Origin of the sequence: Streptomyces sp. NBC_01341 (genome assembly GCF_035946055.1) — a bacterium.
Taxonomy (GTDB): domain Bacteria; phylum Actinomycetota; class Actinomycetes; order Streptomycetales; family Streptomycetaceae; genus Streptomyces.
The window spans coordinates 2577618-2596527 of the sequence record NZ_CP108364.1 but is presented as its reverse complement, the minus strand read 5'-3'; the positions used below and the strand labels follow the sequence as shown (position 1 = coordinate 2596527).

Here is an 18910-nt window from a genome sequence, read left to right as displayed (position 1 = left end):
AGGCACCGTTTCCCGGTCCGTGGCCTACGGGCAGGGTCACGGCATGAGGCTATTGATGCTGGGCGGCACGGAGTTCGTCGGGCGCGCGGTCACGGACGCGGCGCTCGGCCGGGGATGGGACGTCACGGTGTTCCACCGCGGCCGCCACCCGGCGCCGAGCGGGGTGCGGACGCTGACGGGCGACCGGACGACGGGCGGGGCCGGGCTCGCCGCGCTGGACGACGGCACCTGGGACGTGGTCGTGGACACCTGGAGCGGCGCCCCCTCGGCAGTCCGGGACGCCGCCCGGGCGCTGGCCGGCAGAGCGGGGCACTTCAGCTACGTCTCCAGCAGGTCGGTGTACGCCCACCCCGCCCCGGCGGGCCTGCCGGAGGACGGCCCGCTGGTCGCGGGAGCCTCGCCCGACGCGGGCCAGGACGTCTCGTACGCCCTGGCCAAGCGGGGCGGGGAGCTCGCGGCGCTCGACGCCTTCGGGGACCGCGCGCTGCTGGCCAGGGCCGGGCTGATCCTCGGCCCCGGTGAGAACATCGGCCGTCTGCCGTGGTGGCTGAACCGCACGGCCCGGGGCGGCCCGGTGATCGCACCGGGACCACCGGACGCCGGACTGCAGTACATCGACGCACGCGACCTGGCGGACTGGCTGCTCCACGCGGCGGAGAAGGGCCTGGGAGGGGCGTACAACACGGTGAGCCGCCCCGGCCACACGACCATGGGCGAGCTCCTCGACTCCTGTGTCCGGGTCACCGGTTCAAACGCCGAACTGCGGTGGACCGAACCGGAGGTGCTCCTCGCGGCCGGCGTGGAACCCTGGACGGGCCTGCCGGTCTGGCTGCCCGCCGGCGAGGACTACGACTCCCTGCACCTGGGCGACGTCACCAAGGCGCACGCTGCCGGACTGCGTTGCCGGCCCGTCGGTGAGACGGTCGCCGACACCTGGGCCTGGATGCGCGATCTGGGTGGCACGGTCCCGCACAGACCGGACCGGCCGCCTGTCGGCCTCGACGCGCGGACGGAGGCGAAGCTGCTCGGCGCCCCCGGCAGCCCTTAGCGTGGGCGGATGACCGAACAGCTGTTGCACCTCACGGAAGAGCCCCTCTGGGATGCCGCACGATGTGCGGGCACGTACGAGATGTCGACCCGCGGCAGGACCCTGAAGGAGGAGGGGTTCATCCACTGTTCCCTGCCCCACCAGTTGCCGGCCGTGGCACGGGCGTTGTACGGGCCCGACCCCGGAGGGCTGGTGGTCCTGGTCATCGACGGCGAAAGGCTCGGGTCACCCGTGCGCTTCGAGGCCATGAAGCCCGGTGGTGAGGAGTTCCCGCACATCTACGGACCGATCCCGGTGGACGCGGTCGTGGAGGTGCGCCCCTTCAGCGAGCACACGGCACGCGAGGAGGGCGGGGCACCGTGATCAGCCCTCTCGTCGCGGTGACCGGAGCGAGCGGCGCGGTGGGCGGCCGGGTGGCCGCCCGCCTGGCCCGGACCGGTGTCCCCGTCCGCCTCCTGGGCCGGGATCCGTCCCGGCTGCCCCGGCTGCCGGGTGCGGTCCTGGCGCCACCGGCTCCGTACGGCGACGGCGAGGCCATGCGCCGTGCGCTCGACGGGGCGCACACACTGTTCCTCGTCTCGGCGCACGAGAGCCCCGGACGGGTGCTGGAGCACACCACCGCCGTGGACGCGGCGGTGGCCGCCGGCGTCGAACGCATCGTGTACGTGTCGTTCCTGGGGGCCGCGCCGGACGCGACGTTCACGTTCGCCCGGGATCACTGGCACACCGAGGCGCACCTCCGGGTGGCCGACGTGCGGCACACCTTCCTGCGCGACAGCTGGTACCTGGCGGGACTCCCCGCGATGGCGGGCACCGACGGCGTCCTGCGCGGCCCCGGCGGCGACGGGCGGGTCGCGGCCGTCGCGCACGAGGACATCGCGGACGCCGCGTCGGCCGTCCTGCTGGACGAGGGCACCGGCCACGACGGTGTGACGTACGACCTGACCGGTCCCGAGGCGTTCACCCTCGCGGAGGCGGCGGAGGAGCTCAGCCGGGTCACCGGCCGGACCGTCCGGTACGTCCCGGAGACCAGGGAGGAGGCCTACGCCTCCCGCGCTCACTACGGGGCCGAGGAGTGGGAGGTGGCCGGCTGGGTCACGTCGTACGAGGCCATCGCCGCGGGCGAGCTGGCCACCGTCTCGGACGCCGTCCCCCGGCTCACGGGCCGCCCGGCCGAGAGCCTGGCCGCCTATCTGCGGGAGAGCCCTGACAGCTGGCGGCACCTCCTCCCGGAGGCGTGACACCGGCGGTGCGGGCGGGGCGGCACGGTCGGGATCTGAGACTCGCCCTCCGCCCTGGGCCCGACACGTCCGCACCCGGTTTGCCGCCTCCCGCGGGAGGCGGCAAACCGGGTGCGGACACCACGGCTGCGCGAAGGCGCGGACCGCGGATCAGGCCTTCTTGGTCTCCCAGAAGATCGTGTCGATCTGGGCGATCAGGTCCAGAGCCTTCTGGCCCGTCGCCGGGTCGTTCGAGCCCTTGGCCGCGGAGAGCGCCTTCAGGGTGTCGTTGACCAGCTGGTGCAGCTCCGGGTACTTCTCGAAGTGCGGGGGCTTGAAGTAGTCGCTCCAGAGCACCGAGACGTGGTGCTTCGCGAGCTCGGCACGCTGCTCCTTGATCAGAACGGCGCGCGTGCGGAAGTCCGCGTCCTCGTTGGCCTGGTACTTCTCCTGGACGGCCTTGACGGACTCCGCCTCGATGCGGGCCTGGGCCGGGTCGTACACACCGCAGGGCAGGTCGCAGTGCGCGCTGACCTTCACCTTGGGGGCAAACAGGCGGGAAAGCATGGGGCTGTCCTTCCTCGTGATCGTCTTCTCAGGTGGGACATTACTCCGTGGGACGCCGCTTTTTGCGGCTGCCCCCTGGGGCTTAGGCCAAAAGTCCAAGGCGGGAACGCGACCAGTGGCCGAACACACGGAGCGGTGTACTGGAGGATGGACCGGGAGGTGCCACTGATGCCGGAGCCGGCGCAGGAGCCGTTGAGCGGGCGGACGGCGCGTAAGTCGTTCCAGGTCGTGGAGGTGACGGGGCCGTCGATGGTGCCCACGCTCTACCACGGGGACTGGCTGCTCGTGCAGCACGGGGCACCGGTGCGCCCGGGGGACGTGGTCATCCTGCGTCACCCGTTGCAGCAGGACCTGCTGGTCGTGAAGCGTGCCGCCGAGCGGCGGGGGGCCGGGTGGTGGGTCCTCGGCGACAACTCGTTCGCGGGCGGGGACAGTACGGACTACGGGACCGTGCCCGAGGAGCTCGTGCTGGCGCGTGCGCGGGCCCGGTACCGGCCGCTGAGGAAGGATCAGCGCTCGGTGCTCGGGCTGCTGGGCTGGGCCGTGTCCGCGGTGCGCAGGGTTTCGCCGGACCGCTCCGTCTCCAGGCGCTTGCGGGCCCGGTAGGCGGCGACGTTGGCCCGGGTCGCGCAGCGGTCCGAGCAGTAGCGGCGCGAGCGGTTGGTGGAGGTGTCGAGGTAGGCGTTGCGGCACGGTGCCGCCTCGCACAGGCCGAGCCGGTCCACCCCGTGCGACGTGAGGTGGAAGGCGAGCCCCATGGCCGCGATGGCCGCGTACCCCGCCGTCGCGTTCGACGGATGGTCGGCCAGGTGCATGTGCCAGTCCGGCTTGCCGTCGTCGTCGCGTGTGTCGTGGCCGGAGATCTGCGGGCTCACGGGGAACTCCAGCAGCAGCGAGTTGAGCAGGTCGACCGCGAGGGTCTCCTCGCCGCCGTCGGCCGCCTCGAAGACCGTCCGCAGCCGCGCCCGTACGGAACGGAAGCGGGTGACGTCCGTGTCCGTCGCCCGGCGGGCCGCCTGGGCGTTGGCGCCGAACAGCTCGCGGACGGACTCGACCGTCGTCAGCGAGTCCTTGCCGCGGGCCGGCTCCTCGGTGTTGACCAGACGCACGGCGTAGTCCGAGTAATAGGCCAATTCCACTTGTAGTCCTTACGGCGTCGGTCTATGGTCGGGGTGGCGACCATTGTAATGGGTGGTCTACAGGCATGAGTATTACGACGTGCGTGGATGCTGACGGAGGTCAGAGTGACGGCGACGGGTACCGACTGGCAGTCCTGGCAGGAGAGCTGGGACCGGCAGCAGGAGTGGTACATGCCGGACCGCGAGGAGCGGTTCCGGGTGATGCTGGACATGGTCGAGGCCGTCGTCGGGCCCGAACCGAGAGTGCTCGACCTCGCGTGCGGTACGGGAAGTATCACGGACCGGCTCCTCAAGAGGTTCCCGAAGGCCACCAGTACGGGCGTCGACCTCGACCCCGCACTGCTCGCCATCGCGCGCGGCACCTTCGACGGCGACGACCGGGTCACCCTCGTCACCGCCGACCTCAACGACGCGGCCTGGACGGGACGGCTCCCGCACACCTCGTACGACGCGGTGCTCACCGCCACCGCCCTGCACTGGCTGCACAGCGAGCCGCTCGCGGCCCTCTACGGGCAGATCGGGGACCTGGTCAGGGACGGCGGCGTGTTCATGAACGCGGACCGCATGATCGACACCGACACCCCGCGCATCAACGCGGCCGAACGCGCCCGGCGGCACTCCGTCATGGACCGGGCCAAGGCCTCGGGCGCCGTGGACTGGAGCGAGTGGTGGGCCCTCATGGCGAAGGACCCGGCCCTCGCGGCACCCACCGCCGAACGGTTCGAGATCTACGGCGAACACGCGGACGGCGACATGCCCTCCGTCGACTGGCACGCCCGCACCCTCCGCGAGGCCGGCTTCGGCGAGGCCCGGGCGGTCTGGTCCTCGCCCTCGGACAGCATGGTCCTGGCCCTGAAGTAGACCTGGCCGCGATGCGAGGAGGGCGGTACGGACCCGGTCCGTACCGCCCTCCTCGCATCGCGGCCGCCGCTGTTACAGCACCTTCGACAGGAACGACTTCGTCCGGTCGTGCTGCGGGTTGGTCAGGACGTCGCGCGGGTGGCCGGACTCGACCACGACGCCGTCGTCCATGAAGACCAGTGCGTCGCCCACCTCGCGGGCGAAGCCCATCTCGTGCGTGACGACGACCATCGTCATGCCTTCCTCGGCAAGTCCGCGCATGACGTCCAGGACGTCGCCGACCAGCTCGGGGTCGAGCGCGGACGTCGGCTCGTCGAAGAGCATCAACTTCGGCTCCATGGCCAGCGCGCGGGCGATCGCCACACGCTGCTGCTGCCCGCCGGAGAGCTGGGACGGGTAGTTCTTCGCCTTGTCGGCGAGGCCCACCCGGTCCAGCAGCTTCTCGGCACGGGCGCGCGCCACCGCCTTGGACTCCCCCTTGACCTGGACCGGGGCCTCCATGACGTTCTCGATGGCCGTCATGTGCGGGAACAGGTTGAAGCGCTGGAAGACCATGCCGATGTCCCGGCGCTTCAGTGCGACTTCGCTGTCCTTGAGCTCGTAGAGCTTGTCGCCCTTCTGGCGGTACCCGACCAGCTCGCCGTCGACGTACAGCCGGCCGGCGTTGATCTGTTCCAGGTGGTTGATGCACCTCAGGAACGTCGACTTGCCGGAACCGGACGGGCCGATCAGGCAGAACACCTCTCGGGGGGCGACCTCGAGATCGATGCCCTTGAGGATGTGTGCGGGGCCGAAGGACTTGTGTACGCCCTCGGCCTTCACCATGGCGGTCATGCGGCGCCTCCCTTCGGGCGGCCCAGCGACAGCAAGTTGGCCCTGATCTTCTGGATCGGTGTCTGCGGCAGGCTCCGGCTGGAACCGCGGGCGTAGTGGCGCTCCAGGTAGTACTGGCCCACGCTCAGCACCGAGGTCATGATCAGATACCAGGCCGCGGCGAGGAAGTACATCTCCACCGGAGCGCCCGAGTTCTGCCCGATGTCCTGGGCGTACCGGAAGAGTTCCGCGAACTGAACGGCGGCCACCAGGGAGGTCGTCTTCAGCATGTTGATGACCTCGTTGCCCGTCGGCGGCACGATCACGCGCATCGCCTGCGGGATGACCACACGGCGCAGCGTCTTGCTGTGGCTCATGCCCAGCGCGTGCGACGCTTCGGTCTGGCCCTCGTCGACCGAGAGCAGGCCGGCCCGGCAGATCTCCGCCATGTACGCGGCCTCGTTGAGGCCGAGTCCCAGGAGGGCGGTCAGCAGGGGTGTCATGAAGGACGACCACTCGTCCTTGTAGATCGGCCCGAGGTTGATGTACTCGAAGACCAGGCCCAGGTTGAACCAGACGAACAACTGGACCAGGACCGGTGTGCCCCGGAAGAACCAGATGTACGACCACGCGATGGACGAGGTCACCGGGTTCTTCGACAGCCGCATCACCGCGAGCGTGATGCCGCCGACGATACCGATGGCCATCGAGAGGACGGTCAGCAGCAGCGTCTGGCCCACGCCCCGGATGATCCGGTCGTCGAAGAAGTAGTCCGGGATCGCGCCCCAGTTGATGTCGCCCTGCGCGAACGCGTACACGAGCGCGGCCAGCAGGCCTATGGCGACGACGGCCGAGACGTACCGGCCGTAGTGGCGCACCGGTACGGCCTTGATCGCCTCCGGCCCCGCCGACGGGGTGGGTGGGGTGTCCACCGGGCCCGCTTCCTTGATTTCAGTCACAGCTGATGCCTTTCAGCGCCGGTCCCGGTCAGGACCCGCCGTTGATCTTGGCCTCGGTGACCGCGCCCTCGTCGACGCCCCACTTGGAGATGACCTTCGCGTACTCGCCGTTCTTGATGACCGCGTTCAGGGCCGCCTCGATCGCCTTGGTGAGCTCGTCGTTGCCCTTGGCGACGGCGATGCCGTACGGGGCCGCCTCGACCTGCTCGCCGACCAGCTGGAAGTCCTTGCCGCCGCCCGAGGTCTTCACCGCGTACGCCGCGACCGGGAAGTCCGAGGAACCGGCGTCGGCGCCGCCGCCGCGCAGCCGGGTCTGGGCCTCGAGGTCGTTGTCGAACGCCTCGACGGAGATCTTGCCCTTGCTGCCGCACTTGGCGCTCTCGGCCTTGGCGAGGTCGTGGGAGACCGTGCCGCGCTGGACGACCAGCTTCTTGCCGCAGAGGTCCGACCAGGTGCTGATGCCCTTGTCCTCGCCCTTCTTGGTGTAGATGGAGACGCCCGCGGTGAAGTAGTCGATGAAGTCGACGCCCTCGCCGACCTTCTTCTTCGTCTCGGAGTCCACTCCGTCCTGGCGGTCCTTGGTGTCGGTCATGGCCGACATCGCCAGGTCGTAGCGCTTCGAGCGCAGGCCGGTGATGAGTGTGTCGAACGTGCCGTTCTCGAAGACGAACTTCACGCCGAGCTGCTTGCCGAGGGCGTCCGCCAGGTCGGGGTCTATGCCGACCGTCTTGCCGGACTCGTCCTTGAACTCGACCGGCGGGTAGGCGATGTCGGAGCCGACCTTGATCTCGCCCTTGTCCTTGATGGACTGGGGGACGAGGTCGGCGAGCGGCGCGTCCTCGGCCGCGGTGGCGCCCGAGTCCTTCTTGGTGGCGCTGTCGGTCTGGTCGCCGCAGGCGGTCAGCAGCAGAGTGCCCGCGACCGCGACTGCGCAGACCGCGGCAATCCGGGACTTTGCGGTCGAACGACAGAGGGTGCTTGCGGTCATGGTCGGAATCCTCCGGCGGTGAGAAGTGCAGGTCAGGTGGATACGCACGCACCTGCGAGTGTCGCCACCTTGTGTGATTAGGGCATCTTGCCATTCGGACTCGCCCATTCAGGGGGCTGGTCATGTCAAAATCGGGTAACGGGAGACCCCCGAACCCCACGGCCGGTGCCGCCAGGCGGGACCTTCTGCAGGGACGTGAGCGTTACTCCGGAGAATCTCCGGTGCGTCTCAACCGATGGACGACCTTTGTGGCTCTTAGTGGACTTGTCCAGATTTTCGGCTATGAGTCATCTCACCGAGTCGATACCGACTCGTAAGAGGCCGGGTCCGTCCGGTAAAACAGACCTTTACACCCCTCATCCGGGGCTCAGGGCGCGTGTGCGGCGCGCCCGCGCGTACGTGTCTCCCCTGCCGGAGCGGGCCAACCGCTCGGTGCCGGGAACGTAGGCGGTGCCCGCCCACCCCTCCTCAACCAGGAGTGGCCACCCTCAAATGATGAAGACTTAAGGGGTCAACACAATGGCAGCGGAGATCGTCAATCCTCGCAGCGACAGCACGACTCACGGCACGGCCGGTGCGGACGGACTCAGTAGTGCGGACGAGCCCTTCGACCCGGCCTTCGCCCTCCACCGCGGCGGGAAGATGGCCGTGCAGGCCACCGTTCCGATCCGCGACAAGGACGACCTGTCCCTCGCCTACACGCCCGGCGTCGCGAAGGTGTGCAGCGCCATCGCCGAGCATCCCGAACTCGTCTACGACTACACCTGGAAGTCACAGGTCGTGGCCGTCGTGACGGACGGCACCGCCGTCCTCGGCCTGGGGGACATCGGTCCCGAGGCGTCCCTCCCGGTGATGGAGGGCAAGGCGATCCTCTTCAAGCAGTTCGGCGGGGTCGACGCTGTGCCGATCGCGCTGGCCACGACCGACGCCGACGAGATCGTCGACACCGTCGTGCGCCTGGCACCGTCCTTCGGCGGGGTCAACCTGGAGGACATCTCGGCACCCCGGTGCTTCGAGATCGAGCGCAAGCTCCAGGAGCGCCTCGACATCCCGGTCTTCCACGACGATCAGCACGGCACGGCCGTGGTGACGCTCGCGGCGCTGCGCAACGCCACGAAGCTGTCCGGCCGGACGCTCGGTGACCTGCGCGCCGTCATCTCCGGCGCGGGCGCGGCCGGTGTGGCCATCGCGAAGTTCCTGCTGGAGGCGGGCGTCGGGGATGTCGCCGTCGCCGACCGCAAGGGCATCGTCAGCAGCGACCGCGACGACCTCACCGAGGTCAAGCGCGAACTGGCGGAGATCACGAACCGGGCCGGCATCACGGGCTCCCTGGAGACGGCGCTCGCGGGCGCCGACGTCTTCATCGGCGTCTCCGGCGGTACGGTCCCCGAGCCGGCCGTCGCCTCCATGGCACCCGGCGCGTTCGTGTTCGCCATGGCCAACCCGAACCCCGAGGTCCACCCCGACATCGCGCACAAGTACGCGGCCGTCGTGGCGACCGGCCGGTCGGACTACCCGAACCAGATCAACAACGTCCTGGCGTTCCCCGGCATCTTCGCGGGCGCGCTGCAGGTCCGCGCCTCCCGGATCACCGAGGGCATGAAGATCGCGGCGGCGAACGCTCTGGCGGACGTCGTCGGGGACGAACTCGCCGCGGACTACGTGATCCCGTCGCCGTTCGACGAGCGGGTCGCACCCGCCGTCACCGCCGCCGTCGCGGCGGCGGCGAGGGCGGAAGGCGTGGCCCGGCGCTGACACCGGCACAAGGGCGGGCCGGGGCCGCCACGGAACCGCCGCGTGCGGAACCGTGGCCCCCGGCCCGTCGTGTTCACGGACCCCGGATGCTGCGGCTGCGGGGGGCGGTCGACCGGCCGCCCGGGCGCCGGGGGCACCGGCCCCGGTTCTGGGGCGTGTGTCACACCACCGAACGGTTACGTCACGACGCGTCACGGCCTATCGTCGTGGCCATGTTCGCCGCCTACGCAGCCCGCATCGACCGTGACCGGCCCCTCGACGGACTCGAGCTGGGTGAACGCCCGGCCCCCGAGGCACGGTCCGGGTGGACCACCGTCCAGGTCAGGGCCGCGTCGCTCAACCACCACGACCTCTGGTCCCTTCGCGGTGTGGGCCTCGCCGAGGACAAGCTCCCGATGATCCTCGGCTGCGACGCCGCCGGCATCGACCAGGACGGCAACGAGGTCGTCCTGCACTCCGTCATCGGTCAGACCGGGCACGGGGTCGGCCCGGGGGAGCCCCGCTCCATCCTCACGGAGCGCTACCAGGGCACCTTCGCCGAACAGGTCACCGTACCCAGCTGGAACGTGCTGCCCAAGCCGAAGGAGCTCACCTTCGAACAGGCCGCCTGCCTGCCCACCGCCTGGCTGACGGCCTACCGGATGCTGTTCACCAACGCCGGCGTACGGCCAGGTGACTCCGTCCTCGTGCAGGGTGCGGGCGGCGGTGTGGCCACCGCCGCGATCGTGCTCGGCGAGGCCGCCGGTCTCCGCATGTTCGCCACCAGCCGTGACGAGGCCAAGCGCAAGCGCGCGGTCGAACTGGGCGCTCTTGACGCGTACGAGCCCGGAGCGCGGCTGCCCCAGCGCGTGGACGCGGTCATCGAGACGGTCGGGGCCGCGACATGGTCCCACTCGGTCAAGTCGCTGCGGCCTGGCGGAACTCTGGTCATCTCCGGGGCGACGAGCGGCGACCGCCCCTCGCACGCCGAATTGACCCGCATCTTCTTCCTGGAGCTCAAGGTCGTCGGTTCCACCATGGGCTCCAAGGACGAACTGGAGGACCTCCTCTCGTTCTGCGCGGCCACCGGCGTGCGGCCCGTCATCGACGAGACGCTGCCGCTGGACCGGGCGCGCGAGGGCTTCGAGCGGCTGGCCGCCGGGGACCTGTTCGGAAAGATCGTGCTCACCACCTCGTGAGTCCGGCCGACGTGCTGTCCACACCGGAGGGTCCGGTGCTGCGGCCCTGGCGGTCCGGTGACGCGCCCGCCGTGCTCCGCGCCTTCGCCGCGGAGGAGATGGCCCGGCCTTCGCCGAACTGGGGCTCCACCGGCTCGAACTCGGGCACCGTGCGAACAATTCCGCCTCCTGCGCCGTCGCCCTGCGGGCCGGTTTCGCCCTGGAGGGCATCGAGCGCGCGAAACTCCGCTACGGGAGCGAGCGCTACGACGTGGAGCGCCACGCGCGCCTCGCCACCGATCCTGTCAATCCTGGTTGACATGGCTGTCGTGTCAACGTAAGTTGACGTCATGACCGAAGCGACGGACCTTGCCGCCCGTGCCGGCGACCACGACCCGCGTGTCGGGCTCCGCGCGGTCGCCGCGCTGCGGCGGCTGCTGGAACAACTCGAAGCCGTCCAGGTGAGAAGCGCCCGCGCGAAGGGCTGGTCCTGGCAGGAGATCGCTGCCGAGCTGGGTGTCAGCAGGCAGGCCGTGCACAAGAAGTACGGGAGGCATTGATGTTCGAGCGGTTCACCAAGGGGGCCCGGGCCGCGGTGACGGGCGCCGTGACCCACGCCGAGCGGGCCGGAGCGGGCGCGATCACGGAGGAGTACCTGCTGTTCTCCTTGCTGGACCAGGAGGGCAGCCGGGCCTCGTTCGCCGTGGCCGCGCTCGGGCTCACCGATCGCAGGGCCTCGATCGAGGCGGCGTTCGCGGAGACGCGTCGCCGCGGCGGGCTCACCAAGGCCGACACGGAGGCACTCGCGGACCTCGGCATCGACGTCACCGAGGTCGTGGCCCGGGTCGAGGACGCGCACGGCGCAGGCGTCCTTGCGGGGGACCGCAGGAGCCGCCGATGGTGGTCGGCGCAACGGCCTTTCACGGCCGGAGCGAAGAGCGTGCTGGAGAAGTCGCTGCGCATCGCCCTGGGCCGTCGTGACCGCTTCATCGGCGAGGAACACCTGTTGCTCGCGCTGACGGCCTGCCCCGGAGTGGTCGCCGAGGTGCTCGCCGACCACGGTGCGACGTACACGACTGTGGAGCGCGCACTCTACGGAGGCGACGGACACGGGCAGGCCATGGCCGGCTGATCTGACGGGCGGACCGGTCCGCGTCCGCCCGTCGGGCCGGGACCCGGTCGCCGGGGCCCGGCGGGCACCAGGGCCCGCCGGGTGGGCCGGGACGCCGGCTTGGTGCGCGGTCAGGAGCCGTTGTGGTCCCGGGATGCGCCGTCTGTGCCCGCAGGTGCCCGCAGAAGGGCTTCGATCCGTGTCGCGGCCGCCGACAGATGGCTACGAGCCTCGGCGAGCTGGTCCTCGGTGACGCCCCTGTCCCGCGCCGCGTCCCGGATGTCGTCGCGGAAGCGGTCCAGGAGCCGGTCCAGGTCCCGGCCGGGATCGCCGCTGGACGCGGCGTCGGCCGCCCACTCGACGTGCGGCTCCTCCGGGGCGGGCCTGGTGTAATGCGGCCAGGTGCCCGTGCCCGCGAAGCTGCCGAGCCGGCTGGTGATCTCGGCCAGCCCTTCCTGTACGCCCTTGGGCCAGTCGCCCCGCGCGAAGTGCTCCTGCACCTGCCGGGCGGCGTTCTGCATCTGCTCCCGCGCCTTCTCGTGTGCCTCCTTGGCCTGACGGCGGGCCTGCTCGGCGTCCTCACGGGCGCGGCGGGACTCGTCCTTCGCTCTGCGGGCCTGTTCCTTCCACTCCTGCTTGGCCTTGCGCAGCTCCTCCTTCGCCGTCCGCCAGGCCTCCTTGTCGCCCGGGCCGGGGTCCCAGCCGGACCGGCCGCTGCCGGAGGGGCGGCGGGACTCGGAGGCCGCCGCGCGCATCTCACTGCGGAGCTGCCCCGCCGCGCCGCGCACGTCGTCGCGTATCTCGGCGGCCAGCTCCGAGACCGACTCGCGGATCTCCAGCTCCAGATCGGCCAGCTCGCCGCCCCGGCCCGCCAGCTCGGCCCGCCCCGCGTCGGTGATCGAATAGACCTTGCGGCCGCCCTCGGTGGCGTGGGTGACCAGGCCCTCCGCCTCCAGCTTCGCGAGCCGCGGATAGACCGTGCCGGCCGACGGTGCGTACAGACCCTGGAATCGCTCCTCCAGAAGCCTGATCACCTCGTAGCCGTGGCGGGGGGCCTCGTCCAGCAGCTTGAGGAGGTAGAGGCGCAGACGGCCGTGGGCGAATACGGGGGGCATGTCAGAGCACCTTTCCGGTCGGCTCGCTGTCGTGGGACTCGTCCTGCGCGGGTGGGCGGCGCAGGAGCGCGATGGAGCCCGAGACGGTCGTCGCCTTCAGCTTGCCCGTGCCCGCACCGAGTGTGCCGGTGATCTTCTTCGCTCCCCACTGGCCGCCGACCCGCAGGTCCTCGAAAGCGTTGGAGACGGTGCCGCTCGCCGTGTTCGCCTCGACCTTCGCGTCCGCCGGGTGAGGCAGACGGATGGCGATCGCGCCGGAGACCGAGGTCAGCCTGATGTCCGTCGGCCTCGGTGAGGTATCCAGGTCGAGGACCATGTGGCCTGTGACGGACTCCGCCCGCACCGAGGTGCCCGCACCGTCGACGACCGTCAGATCGCCCGACACGGACTGGAACCGGAGGTCACCGGTGACGTTCTGCGCCTCCAGGCCGCCGGACACGGTCTCGGCGCGGACGACTCCGTCGAGCCCGACCAGGGTGCTGTCGCCGGAGATGCCCCGGAGTTCCGTGCGCCCCCGGATGCCCGAGACGACGGCATCGGCGCCGATCACGCCCACTTCCACGGCCGCGCCCGCCGGGACGGCGAGGGACACGGCGGCACTGCGCCGCGAGGACCTGCGGTCGAGCCAGGTGAGGAGTCCCTGCCACGGCAGATCCTCGTAGGCGACGGTCAGCACGCCGTCCCGCTGCGTGACGATCAAGGGCGGACCGTCGATCCCGGACACCTCCAGCCGGGCTGTCGGCTCGTCGGTGCCGACGACATTGATCACGCCGTCGACGATGCGCACCTTGAGTGCGGTGACCGGCTCGTCGAAGGTGAGCTTCTGGGGCTCGGCGACGGTCCACGTCGACTCGGGCATGGATCTGACCTCCCGCTGGGTGGCGTAGACGCAACATATCGCGTCTTCTCAAGAACACGATATATCGCGGTTTCGAGAAGTCAAGGGGGTGGCGGCACGGGGAGCGGGCGTGAAGTCGCGGCGCCTCGCGATTCGTTCATAGCGGGGCAAATTGCCCTAGCGTATGGAGCATGACCGCGACATCCGTGGGCGCCCTGCTGCTGTGCCGGGCCGGCCCCCAGACCGTACGGCCCGTGGCCCACCTCCTGCAGGAGGGCATGTCGCTCGTGCCCGCGGGGGACGGCTGGAGCGTGCTCGTCCCCGAGGGGAAGCCCTGGCGCAGGGACGGATCGCCGGGCGCCGGGGGTGCCGGAGCCGGGGCCGAGCCCGTCGACCGGGTCGTCGGCGGCTGGGCCACCGCCCTGGCGGTGGCCTCCACCTGGCCGGTGCTCGCCCTGTGGTGGGACGGCGACCGGTCCGGATACACCCTCGCCGCCGGCTTCCGGCGGCCGGTCGGCTACACCTGGCTGACCGACGGCACGCCCGTCGGTGAGGACGAGGCCATGCGGACGTTCGCCGTCCGGCTGGGCCTCGACCCCGTCCTCGACGTCCAGGTACTGGAGGGGCTCACCCGTGCGGACCCGGAGGCGGACGCCGATACCCGGCTGCGCGGGCTGCTGGCCGTGCTGAGCCGGACCGGGGTGGAGCTGCCGCCCGGACTCTCACCCGGCGAATCCGCCGACCGGCTGCGCTCGGTCGCCGGAATCCTGCCGCAGGCGGTACAGATCGAATGGGCCGGCTGGCGGGACGCCGTTCGCGTGGAACTGGACACCGTGGAGAGTGGGAGCCTCGGCCCCTGGGTGCTCGGGCCGAGGGCCCGCGCGATCGCCGCGGCACAGGTGGCCGCCGGGCTGCCTCTCACCCTGTGGGGTGCGCGCCGGCGCAGCGGGGGCTGGGCCGCGGCGGGCTTGTTGCTGCTGGTGCAAGGGCTGCTGGGCTTCGCGTACGACCGCTTCAGGGGGAGGGCGGGAGGCGCCTGGAGCTCCGGCCGGTGACTACTCGTCCTCGTCGTCGTCCAGGCGCGCGAGCCAGGTCGCGAGGCGCTCGACGGGGACCTCGAAGTCGGGGTTGAGGTCGACGAACGTACGAAGCTGCTCGGCGAGCCACTCGAAGGTGACCTCCTCCTCGCCGCGCCGCTTCTCCAGTTCCTCGATGCCACGGTCCGTGAAGTACATGGCACAAGAATAACGAGGCCCGGAAAACCGAGGACCCGGCCCCGCGAAGATCTCGCGGAGCCGGGCCCTCGGTGGCGTACAGCGGCTGATCAGGCCTCGAAGACCTCGGCGACCAGCTGTGCCTGCTCGGCCTGGTGACGCTTGGCCGAACCGACCGCCGGGGACGAGCCGTGCCGGCGCGAGATGCGGCGCAGGCGCTCACCGTGCGGCACGTCGGCGCCCACGGCCAGGTCCAGGTGGTCGATCAGGTTGAGCGCGATGAACGGCCACGCACCCTGGTTCGCCGGCTCCTCCTGGGCCCAGAGGTACTTCTCGGCGTTCGGGTACTTGGCGATCTCGGCCTGGATCTCCGCACCCGGCAGCGGGTACAGCCGCTCCAGGCGGATGATCGCCGTCTCCGTGTCACCGCGCTTCTCGCGCTCTGCGTCCAGGTCGTAGTAGAGCTTGCCCGCGCAGAAGACGACCTTGCGGACCGCCTCGGCGTTGACCGACTCGTCACCGATGACCGGGCGGAAGCCGCCGGTGGTGAACTCCTCCGCCTTCGAGGCCGCGGCCTTGAGGCGCAGCATCGACTTCGGGGTGAAGACGATCAGCGGCTTGTGGTGCGGGTTGTGCACCTGCCACCGCAGGAGGTGGAAGTAGTTCGACGGGAGCGTCGGCATCGCGACCGTCATGTTGTCCTGCGCGCACATCTGCAGGAAACGCTCCGGGCGGGCGGAGGAGTGGTCCGGCCCCTGACCCTCGTAGCCGTGCGGCAGCAGCAGGGTGACGCCGGACGTCTGGCCCCACTTCTGCTCGGCCGAGGAGATGAACTCGTCGACGACGGTCTGGGCGCCGTTGACGAAGTCACCGAACTGCGCCTCCCAGATGACCAGCGACTCCGGACGGGCCAGCGAGTAGCCGTACTCGAAGCCCATCGCCGCGTACTCGCTGAGGAGCGAGTCGTAGACGTTGTAACGGGCCTGGTCGTCCGACAGGTAGAGCAGCGGGGTGTAGTCCTCGCCGGTCTTCTGGTCGACGAGGACGGCGTGACGCTGGCCGAACGTGCCGCGGCGGGTGTCCTGGCCGGCGAGCCGGACCGGGGTGCCCTCCATGAGCAGCGAGCCGATGGCCAGGGTCTCGCCCATGCCCCAGTCGATCGTGCCGTTCTCCACGGAGGCCGCGCGACGCTGCATCTGCGGCATCAGACGGGGGTGGACGGTGATCTCGTCGGGGATGTTGACCTGGGACTCGGCGATCAGCTTCACGACCTCCGAGGAGATCGCGGTGTTCACCGCCACGGGGAACTCGGCCTGGACGTCCGGGACATGCGGCTGGGACGGCGCGGAGGTGGCCTCGCGGACCTCCGCGAAGACCTTCTCCAGCTGGCCCTGGAAGTCCTGGAGCGCCTGCTCGGCCTCTTCCAGCGTGATGTCGCCGCGACCGATGAGGGACTCGGTGTAGAGCTTGCGCACCGAGCGCTTCTTGTCGATCAGGGTGTACATCTGCGGGTTGGTGAACTCCGGGTTGTCGCCCTCGTTGTGACCGCGGCGGCGGTAGCAGATGAGGTCGATCACGACGTCCTTGTTGAACGTCTGCCGGTACTCGAAGGCGAGCCGCGCGACGCGGACCACGGCCTCCGGGTCGTCGCCGTTGACGTGGATGATCGGCGCCTCGATCATGCGCGCCACGTCCGTGGCGTACATGGACGAACGCGAGGACTCCGGGGCGGCGGTGAAGCCGACCTGGTTGTTGATCACCACGTGCACGGTGCCGCCGGTGCGGTAGCCGCGCAGCTGGGACATGTTGAGCGTCTCGGCGACGACGCCCTGGCCCGCGAAGGCCGCGTCGCCGTGGAGCGCGACGGGCAGGACCGTGAAGTCCGTGCCGCCCTTGTTGATGATGTCCTGCTTGGCGCGGGCGATGCCCTCCAGGACCGGGTCGACCGCCTCCAGGTGCGAGGGGTTGGCGGCCAGCGAGACCTTGATCTGCTCGCCGTCCAGACCGGTGAAGGTGCCCTCGGCGCCCAGGTGGTACTTGACGTCGCCGGAGCCGTGCATCGACCGCGGGTCGAGGTTGCCCTCGAACTCCCGGAAGATCTGGGCGTACGACTTGCCCACGATGTTCGCCAGGACGTTCAGCCGGCCGCGGTGGGCCATGCCGATGACGACCTCGTCGAGGCGGGCCTCGGCGGCGGAGTCGATGACCGCGTCGAGCAGCGGGATGACGGACTCGCCGCCCTCCAGCGAGAACCGCTTCTGGCCGACGTACTTGGTCTGCAGGAACGTCTCGAACGCCTCGGCGGCGTTGAGGCGGCGGAGGATCCGCAGCTGCTCCTCGCGCTCCGGAGCGGGGCGCGGACGCTCCACCCGGTCCTGGAGCCACTTGCGCTCCTTCGGCTCCTGGATGTGCATGAACTCGATGCCGGTGGTGCGGCAGTACGACTCACGCAGGACGCCGAGGATGTCACGGAGCTTCATCATCGTCTTGCCGGCGAAACCGCCGACCGCGAAGTCGCGCTCCAGGTCCCACAGGGTGAGGCCGTGCTCGGTGATGTCCAGGTCGGGGTGCTTGCGCTGGCGGTACTCCAGCGGGTCGGTGTCGGCCATGACGTGACCGCGGACCCGGTAGGAGTGGATCAGCTCGAAGACCCGCGCGGCCTTGGTGACGTCGTCGTCGTGCGAGGCGTCGATGTCCCGGAGCCAGCGGACCGGCTCGTAGGGGATGCGCAGCGCCTTGAAGATCTCGTCGTAGAACTCGTTCTCGCCGAGCAGGAGCTGGGACAGGACGCGCAGGAACTCGCCGGACGCCGCACCCTGGATGACCCGGTGGTCGTACGTCGAGGTCAGCGTCATGACCTTGGAGATGCCCAGCTTGTTCAGGGTGTCCTGCGACGTGCCCTGGAACTCCGCGGGGTAGTCCATCGCGCCGACGCCCATGATGAGGCCCTGTCCGGGCATCAGGCGGGGCACGGAGTGGACGGTTCCGATGCCGCCGGGGTTGGTCAGCGAGGCGGTGACTCCGGAGAAGTCGTCCATGCCGAGCTTGCCGACGCGGGCACGGCGGACGATGTCCTCGTAGGCCTGCCAGAACTCGAAGAAGTTGAGGGTCTCGGCCTTCTTGATGGCCGCGACGACGAGCTGGCGGTCGCCGTTCGGCTTGACCAGGTCGATGGCCAGACCGAGGTTGACGTGCTCGGGCTTGACCAGGGTCGGCTTGCCGTCCTTGACCGCGAACGAGTAGTTCATCGACGGCATGGCCTTGAGAGCCTGCACCATCGCGTACCCGATGAGGTGCGTGAAGGAGATCTTCCCGCCGCGGGCGCGCTTCAGGTGGTTGTTGATGACGATGCGGTTGTCGAAGAGCAGCTTCACCGGAACTGCGCGGACGGACGTGGCCGTCGGCAGTTCCAGGGAGGCGTTCATGTTCTTCGCGACGGCGGCCGACGGGCCGCGCAGCGTCACGTACTCAGGACCGGCGGGGGCCTCGGCCGGGGCGTCGATCTTCGCCGCGGCCGGAGCGGCTGCCGGGGCTGCCTTCGCAGGAGCGGCGGGGGCGGCGGGAGCCGGCGCGGGAGCCGCTGCCTTGGCCGCGGGAGCGGCGGCGGGCGGGGGCGGGGCCGGGGCGGCAGCGGGTGCGGCCGGAGCCTGTGGCGCGGCCTGTGCCGGAGCGGTGTGGTCGACGGTGTTCGCCACGGTGGTCGCCTGGGGCGGTGTCACCGCTCCCGCGGGTGCGGTGACGGGCTTGTCCGCCGTGCCGGACGCGCCCGGCTTGTAGTCGGCGAAGAAGTCCCACCAGGCGCGGTCGACCGAACTGGGGTCCTGGAGGTATTGCTGGTAGATCTCGTCGACGAGCCACTCATTGGGGCCGAATGCGGCGGCCGGGTTGGACCCGGAGCCTGCTTCTTGATCGGTCGAGATGCTCGAGTTACTGGGGGACTGAGACGACACGGCGGCAACCGCCCTCTTCCGCTTCACAAGGTGATGGACAGCGGAAATCAAGGCTACGCCTCCCCAGCCGTTACGTGCAGGCCGGGCCGGTCTTCGTCGTGCACATCACATCGGAAGCCGGGTTTCGGCGCATGAAATGGCGGGAAACAAGCAGAGTTCCGCTGCCCTTCGGGTA

At 70.4% G+C, this 18910-nt stretch carries 19 protein-coding genes and 1 pseudogene; 11 read left to right on the top strand and 9 right to left on the bottom strand.

Translation table 11 applies throughout. The features are described from left to right. The first annotated feature begins 43 nt into the window (after positions 1–43). The 3 genes from OG206_RS11020 to OG206_RS11010 are packed head-to-tail and all read left to right on the top strand — an operon-like array spanning position 44 to position 2289. A complete protein-coding gene (locus tag OG206_RS11020) occupies positions 44–1048 on the top strand; it encodes an NAD-dependent epimerase/dehydratase family protein (protein WP_327114810.1) in 1005 nt (334 codons plus the stop codon). A gap of 9 nt (positions 1049–1057) precedes the next feature. Continuing rightward, positions 1058–1411 (top strand): DUF952 domain-containing protein, encoded by a 354-nt coding sequence (locus OG206_RS11015; protein WP_327114808.1) that lies wholly within the window; start codon positions 1058–1060, stop codon positions 1409–1411. Next, the gene (locus OG206_RS11010) at positions 1408–2289 is read left to right on the top strand and encodes an SDR family oxidoreductase (protein ID WP_327114806.1); all 882 of its coding nucleotides are present in this window, start codon (positions 1408–1410) and stop codon (positions 2287–2289) included. The genes OG206_RS11015 and OG206_RS11010 overlap by 4 nt, the downstream gene beginning before the upstream one ends. Positions 2290–2439: 150 nt before the next feature. Here OG206_RS11010 and sodN read toward each other — a convergent pair whose 3' ends face one another. After that, complete coding sequence (gene sodN, locus OG206_RS11005) at positions 2440–2835, bottom strand: superoxide dismutase, Ni (RefSeq protein ID WP_014154121.1); 396 nt, start codon at positions 2833–2835, stop codon at positions 2440–2442. Positions 2836–3003: 168 nt separating this feature from the next. On the opposite strand from sodN, the gene sodX reads away from it, so the two are divergent. Then, positions 3004–3441, top strand: a complete 438-nt coding sequence (gene sodX / locus OG206_RS11000) for a nickel-type superoxide dismutase maturation protease (protein WP_327114803.1) — start codon at positions 3004–3006, stop codon at positions 3439–3441. On the opposite strand, the gene OG206_RS10995 is transcribed toward sodX, so the two are convergent. Next, positions 3345–3974, bottom strand: coding sequence for a CGNR zinc finger domain-containing protein (locus OG206_RS10995; RefSeq protein WP_327114801.1), 630 nt, complete (start codon positions 3972–3974; stop codon positions 3345–3347). The genes sodX and OG206_RS10995 overlap by 97 nt on opposite strands. A gap of 87 nt (positions 3975–4061) precedes the next feature. Here OG206_RS10995 and OG206_RS10990 point away from each other — a divergent pair, with 87 nt between their 5' ends. Beyond that, positions 4062–4835 (top strand): class I SAM-dependent methyltransferase, encoded by a 774-nt coding sequence (locus OG206_RS10990; RefSeq protein ID WP_327114799.1) that lies wholly within the window; start codon positions 4062–4064, stop codon positions 4833–4835. Positions 4836–4907: 72 nt separating this feature from the next. Here the strand turns inward: OG206_RS10990 and OG206_RS10985 are convergent, their stop codons facing one another. Genes OG206_RS10985 through OG206_RS10975 form a run of 3 tightly spaced genes read right to left on the bottom strand, consistent with a single transcriptional unit; the run spans position 4908 to position 7595 of the window. Then, complete coding sequence (locus OG206_RS10985) at positions 4908–5669, bottom strand: amino acid ABC transporter ATP-binding protein (RefSeq protein WP_327114797.1); 762 nt, start codon at positions 5667–5669, stop codon at positions 4908–4910. After that, positions 5666–6607 carry an amino acid ABC transporter permease gene (locus OG206_RS10980; protein WP_327114795.1) on the bottom strand — a complete coding sequence of 314 codons (942 nt, stop codon included), beginning with the start codon at positions 6605–6607 and terminating at the stop codon, positions 5666–5668. The genes OG206_RS10985 and OG206_RS10980 overlap by 4 nt, the downstream gene beginning before the upstream one ends. A gap of 28 nt (positions 6608–6635) precedes the next feature. After that, a complete protein-coding gene (locus tag OG206_RS10975; RefSeq protein WP_327114793.1) occupies positions 6636–7595 on the bottom strand; it encodes an ABC transporter substrate-binding protein in 960 nt (319 codons plus the stop codon). A gap of 519 nt (positions 7596–8114) precedes the next feature. Between OG206_RS10975 and OG206_RS10970 the strand changes: the two genes are divergently transcribed. From OG206_RS10970 to OG206_RS10950, 5 genes and pseudogenes are all read left to right on the top strand, one after another. After that, positions 8115–9350: an NAD(P)-dependent malic enzyme gene (locus OG206_RS10970; protein ID WP_327114791.1), complete on the top strand. Its 1236-nt coding sequence runs from the start codon at positions 8115–8117 to the stop codon at positions 9348–9350. A 212-nt stretch (positions 9351–9562) separates the two neighbouring features. After that, the gene (locus OG206_RS10965; protein WP_327114789.1) at positions 9563–10528 is read left to right on the top strand and encodes a zinc-binding dehydrogenase; all 966 of its coding nucleotides are present in this window, start codon (positions 9563–9565) and stop codon (positions 10526–10528) included. A gap of 106 nt (positions 10529–10634) precedes the next feature. After that, positions 10635–10826: pseudogene (locus OG206_RS10960) on the top strand (GNAT family N-acetyltransferase); the annotation flags it as partial. 31 nt (positions 10827–10857) lie between these two features. Continuing rightward, positions 10858–11067, top strand: coding sequence for a helix-turn-helix domain-containing protein (locus tag OG206_RS10955; protein WP_073745141.1), 210 nt, complete (start codon positions 10858–10860; stop codon positions 11065–11067). Further along, entirely contained in the window at positions 11067–11639 is a 573-nt protein-coding gene (locus OG206_RS10950) for a Clp protease N-terminal domain-containing protein (RefSeq protein WP_327114786.1), read from the top strand. Before OG206_RS10955 ends, OG206_RS10950 begins: the two co-directional genes overlap by 1 nt. Positions 11640–11749: 110 nt before the next feature. Here OG206_RS10950 and OG206_RS10945 read toward each other — a convergent pair whose 3' ends face one another. Then, the gene (locus OG206_RS10945) at positions 11750–12733 is read right to left on the bottom strand and encodes a PadR family transcriptional regulator (RefSeq protein WP_327114784.1); all 984 of its coding nucleotides are present in this window, start codon (positions 12731–12733) and stop codon (positions 11750–11752) included. Between the two features lies 1 nt (position 12734). Continuing rightward, entirely contained in the window at positions 12735–13592 is an 858-nt protein-coding gene (locus OG206_RS10940; protein ID WP_327114782.1) for a DUF4097 family beta strand repeat-containing protein, read from the bottom strand. A 170-nt stretch (positions 13593–13762) separates the two neighbouring features. Between OG206_RS10940 and OG206_RS10935 the strand changes: the two genes are divergently transcribed. Continuing rightward, positions 13763–14626 carry a hypothetical protein gene (locus OG206_RS10935; protein WP_327114780.1) on the top strand — a complete coding sequence of 288 codons (864 nt, stop codon included), beginning with the start codon at positions 13763–13765 and terminating at the stop codon, positions 14624–14626. Here the strand turns inward: OG206_RS10935 and OG206_RS10930 are convergent, their stop codons facing one another. Together OG206_RS10930 and OG206_RS10925 are read right to left on the bottom strand one after the other, a co-directional pair. Then, on the bottom strand, positions 14627–14806 hold the full coding sequence (locus OG206_RS10930; RefSeq protein ID WP_014048295.1) for a DUF6104 family protein: 180 nt from the start codon (positions 14804–14806) through the stop codon (positions 14627–14629). An 89-nt stretch (positions 14807–14895) separates the two neighbouring features. Beyond that, complete coding sequence (locus OG206_RS10925; protein ID WP_327114775.1) at positions 14896–18735, bottom strand: multifunctional oxoglutarate decarboxylase/oxoglutarate dehydrogenase thiamine pyrophosphate-binding subunit/dihydrolipoyllysine-residue succinyltransferase subunit; 3840 nt, start codon at positions 18733–18735, stop codon at positions 14896–14898. Between the last annotated feature and the right edge of the window lie 175 nt (positions 18736–18910).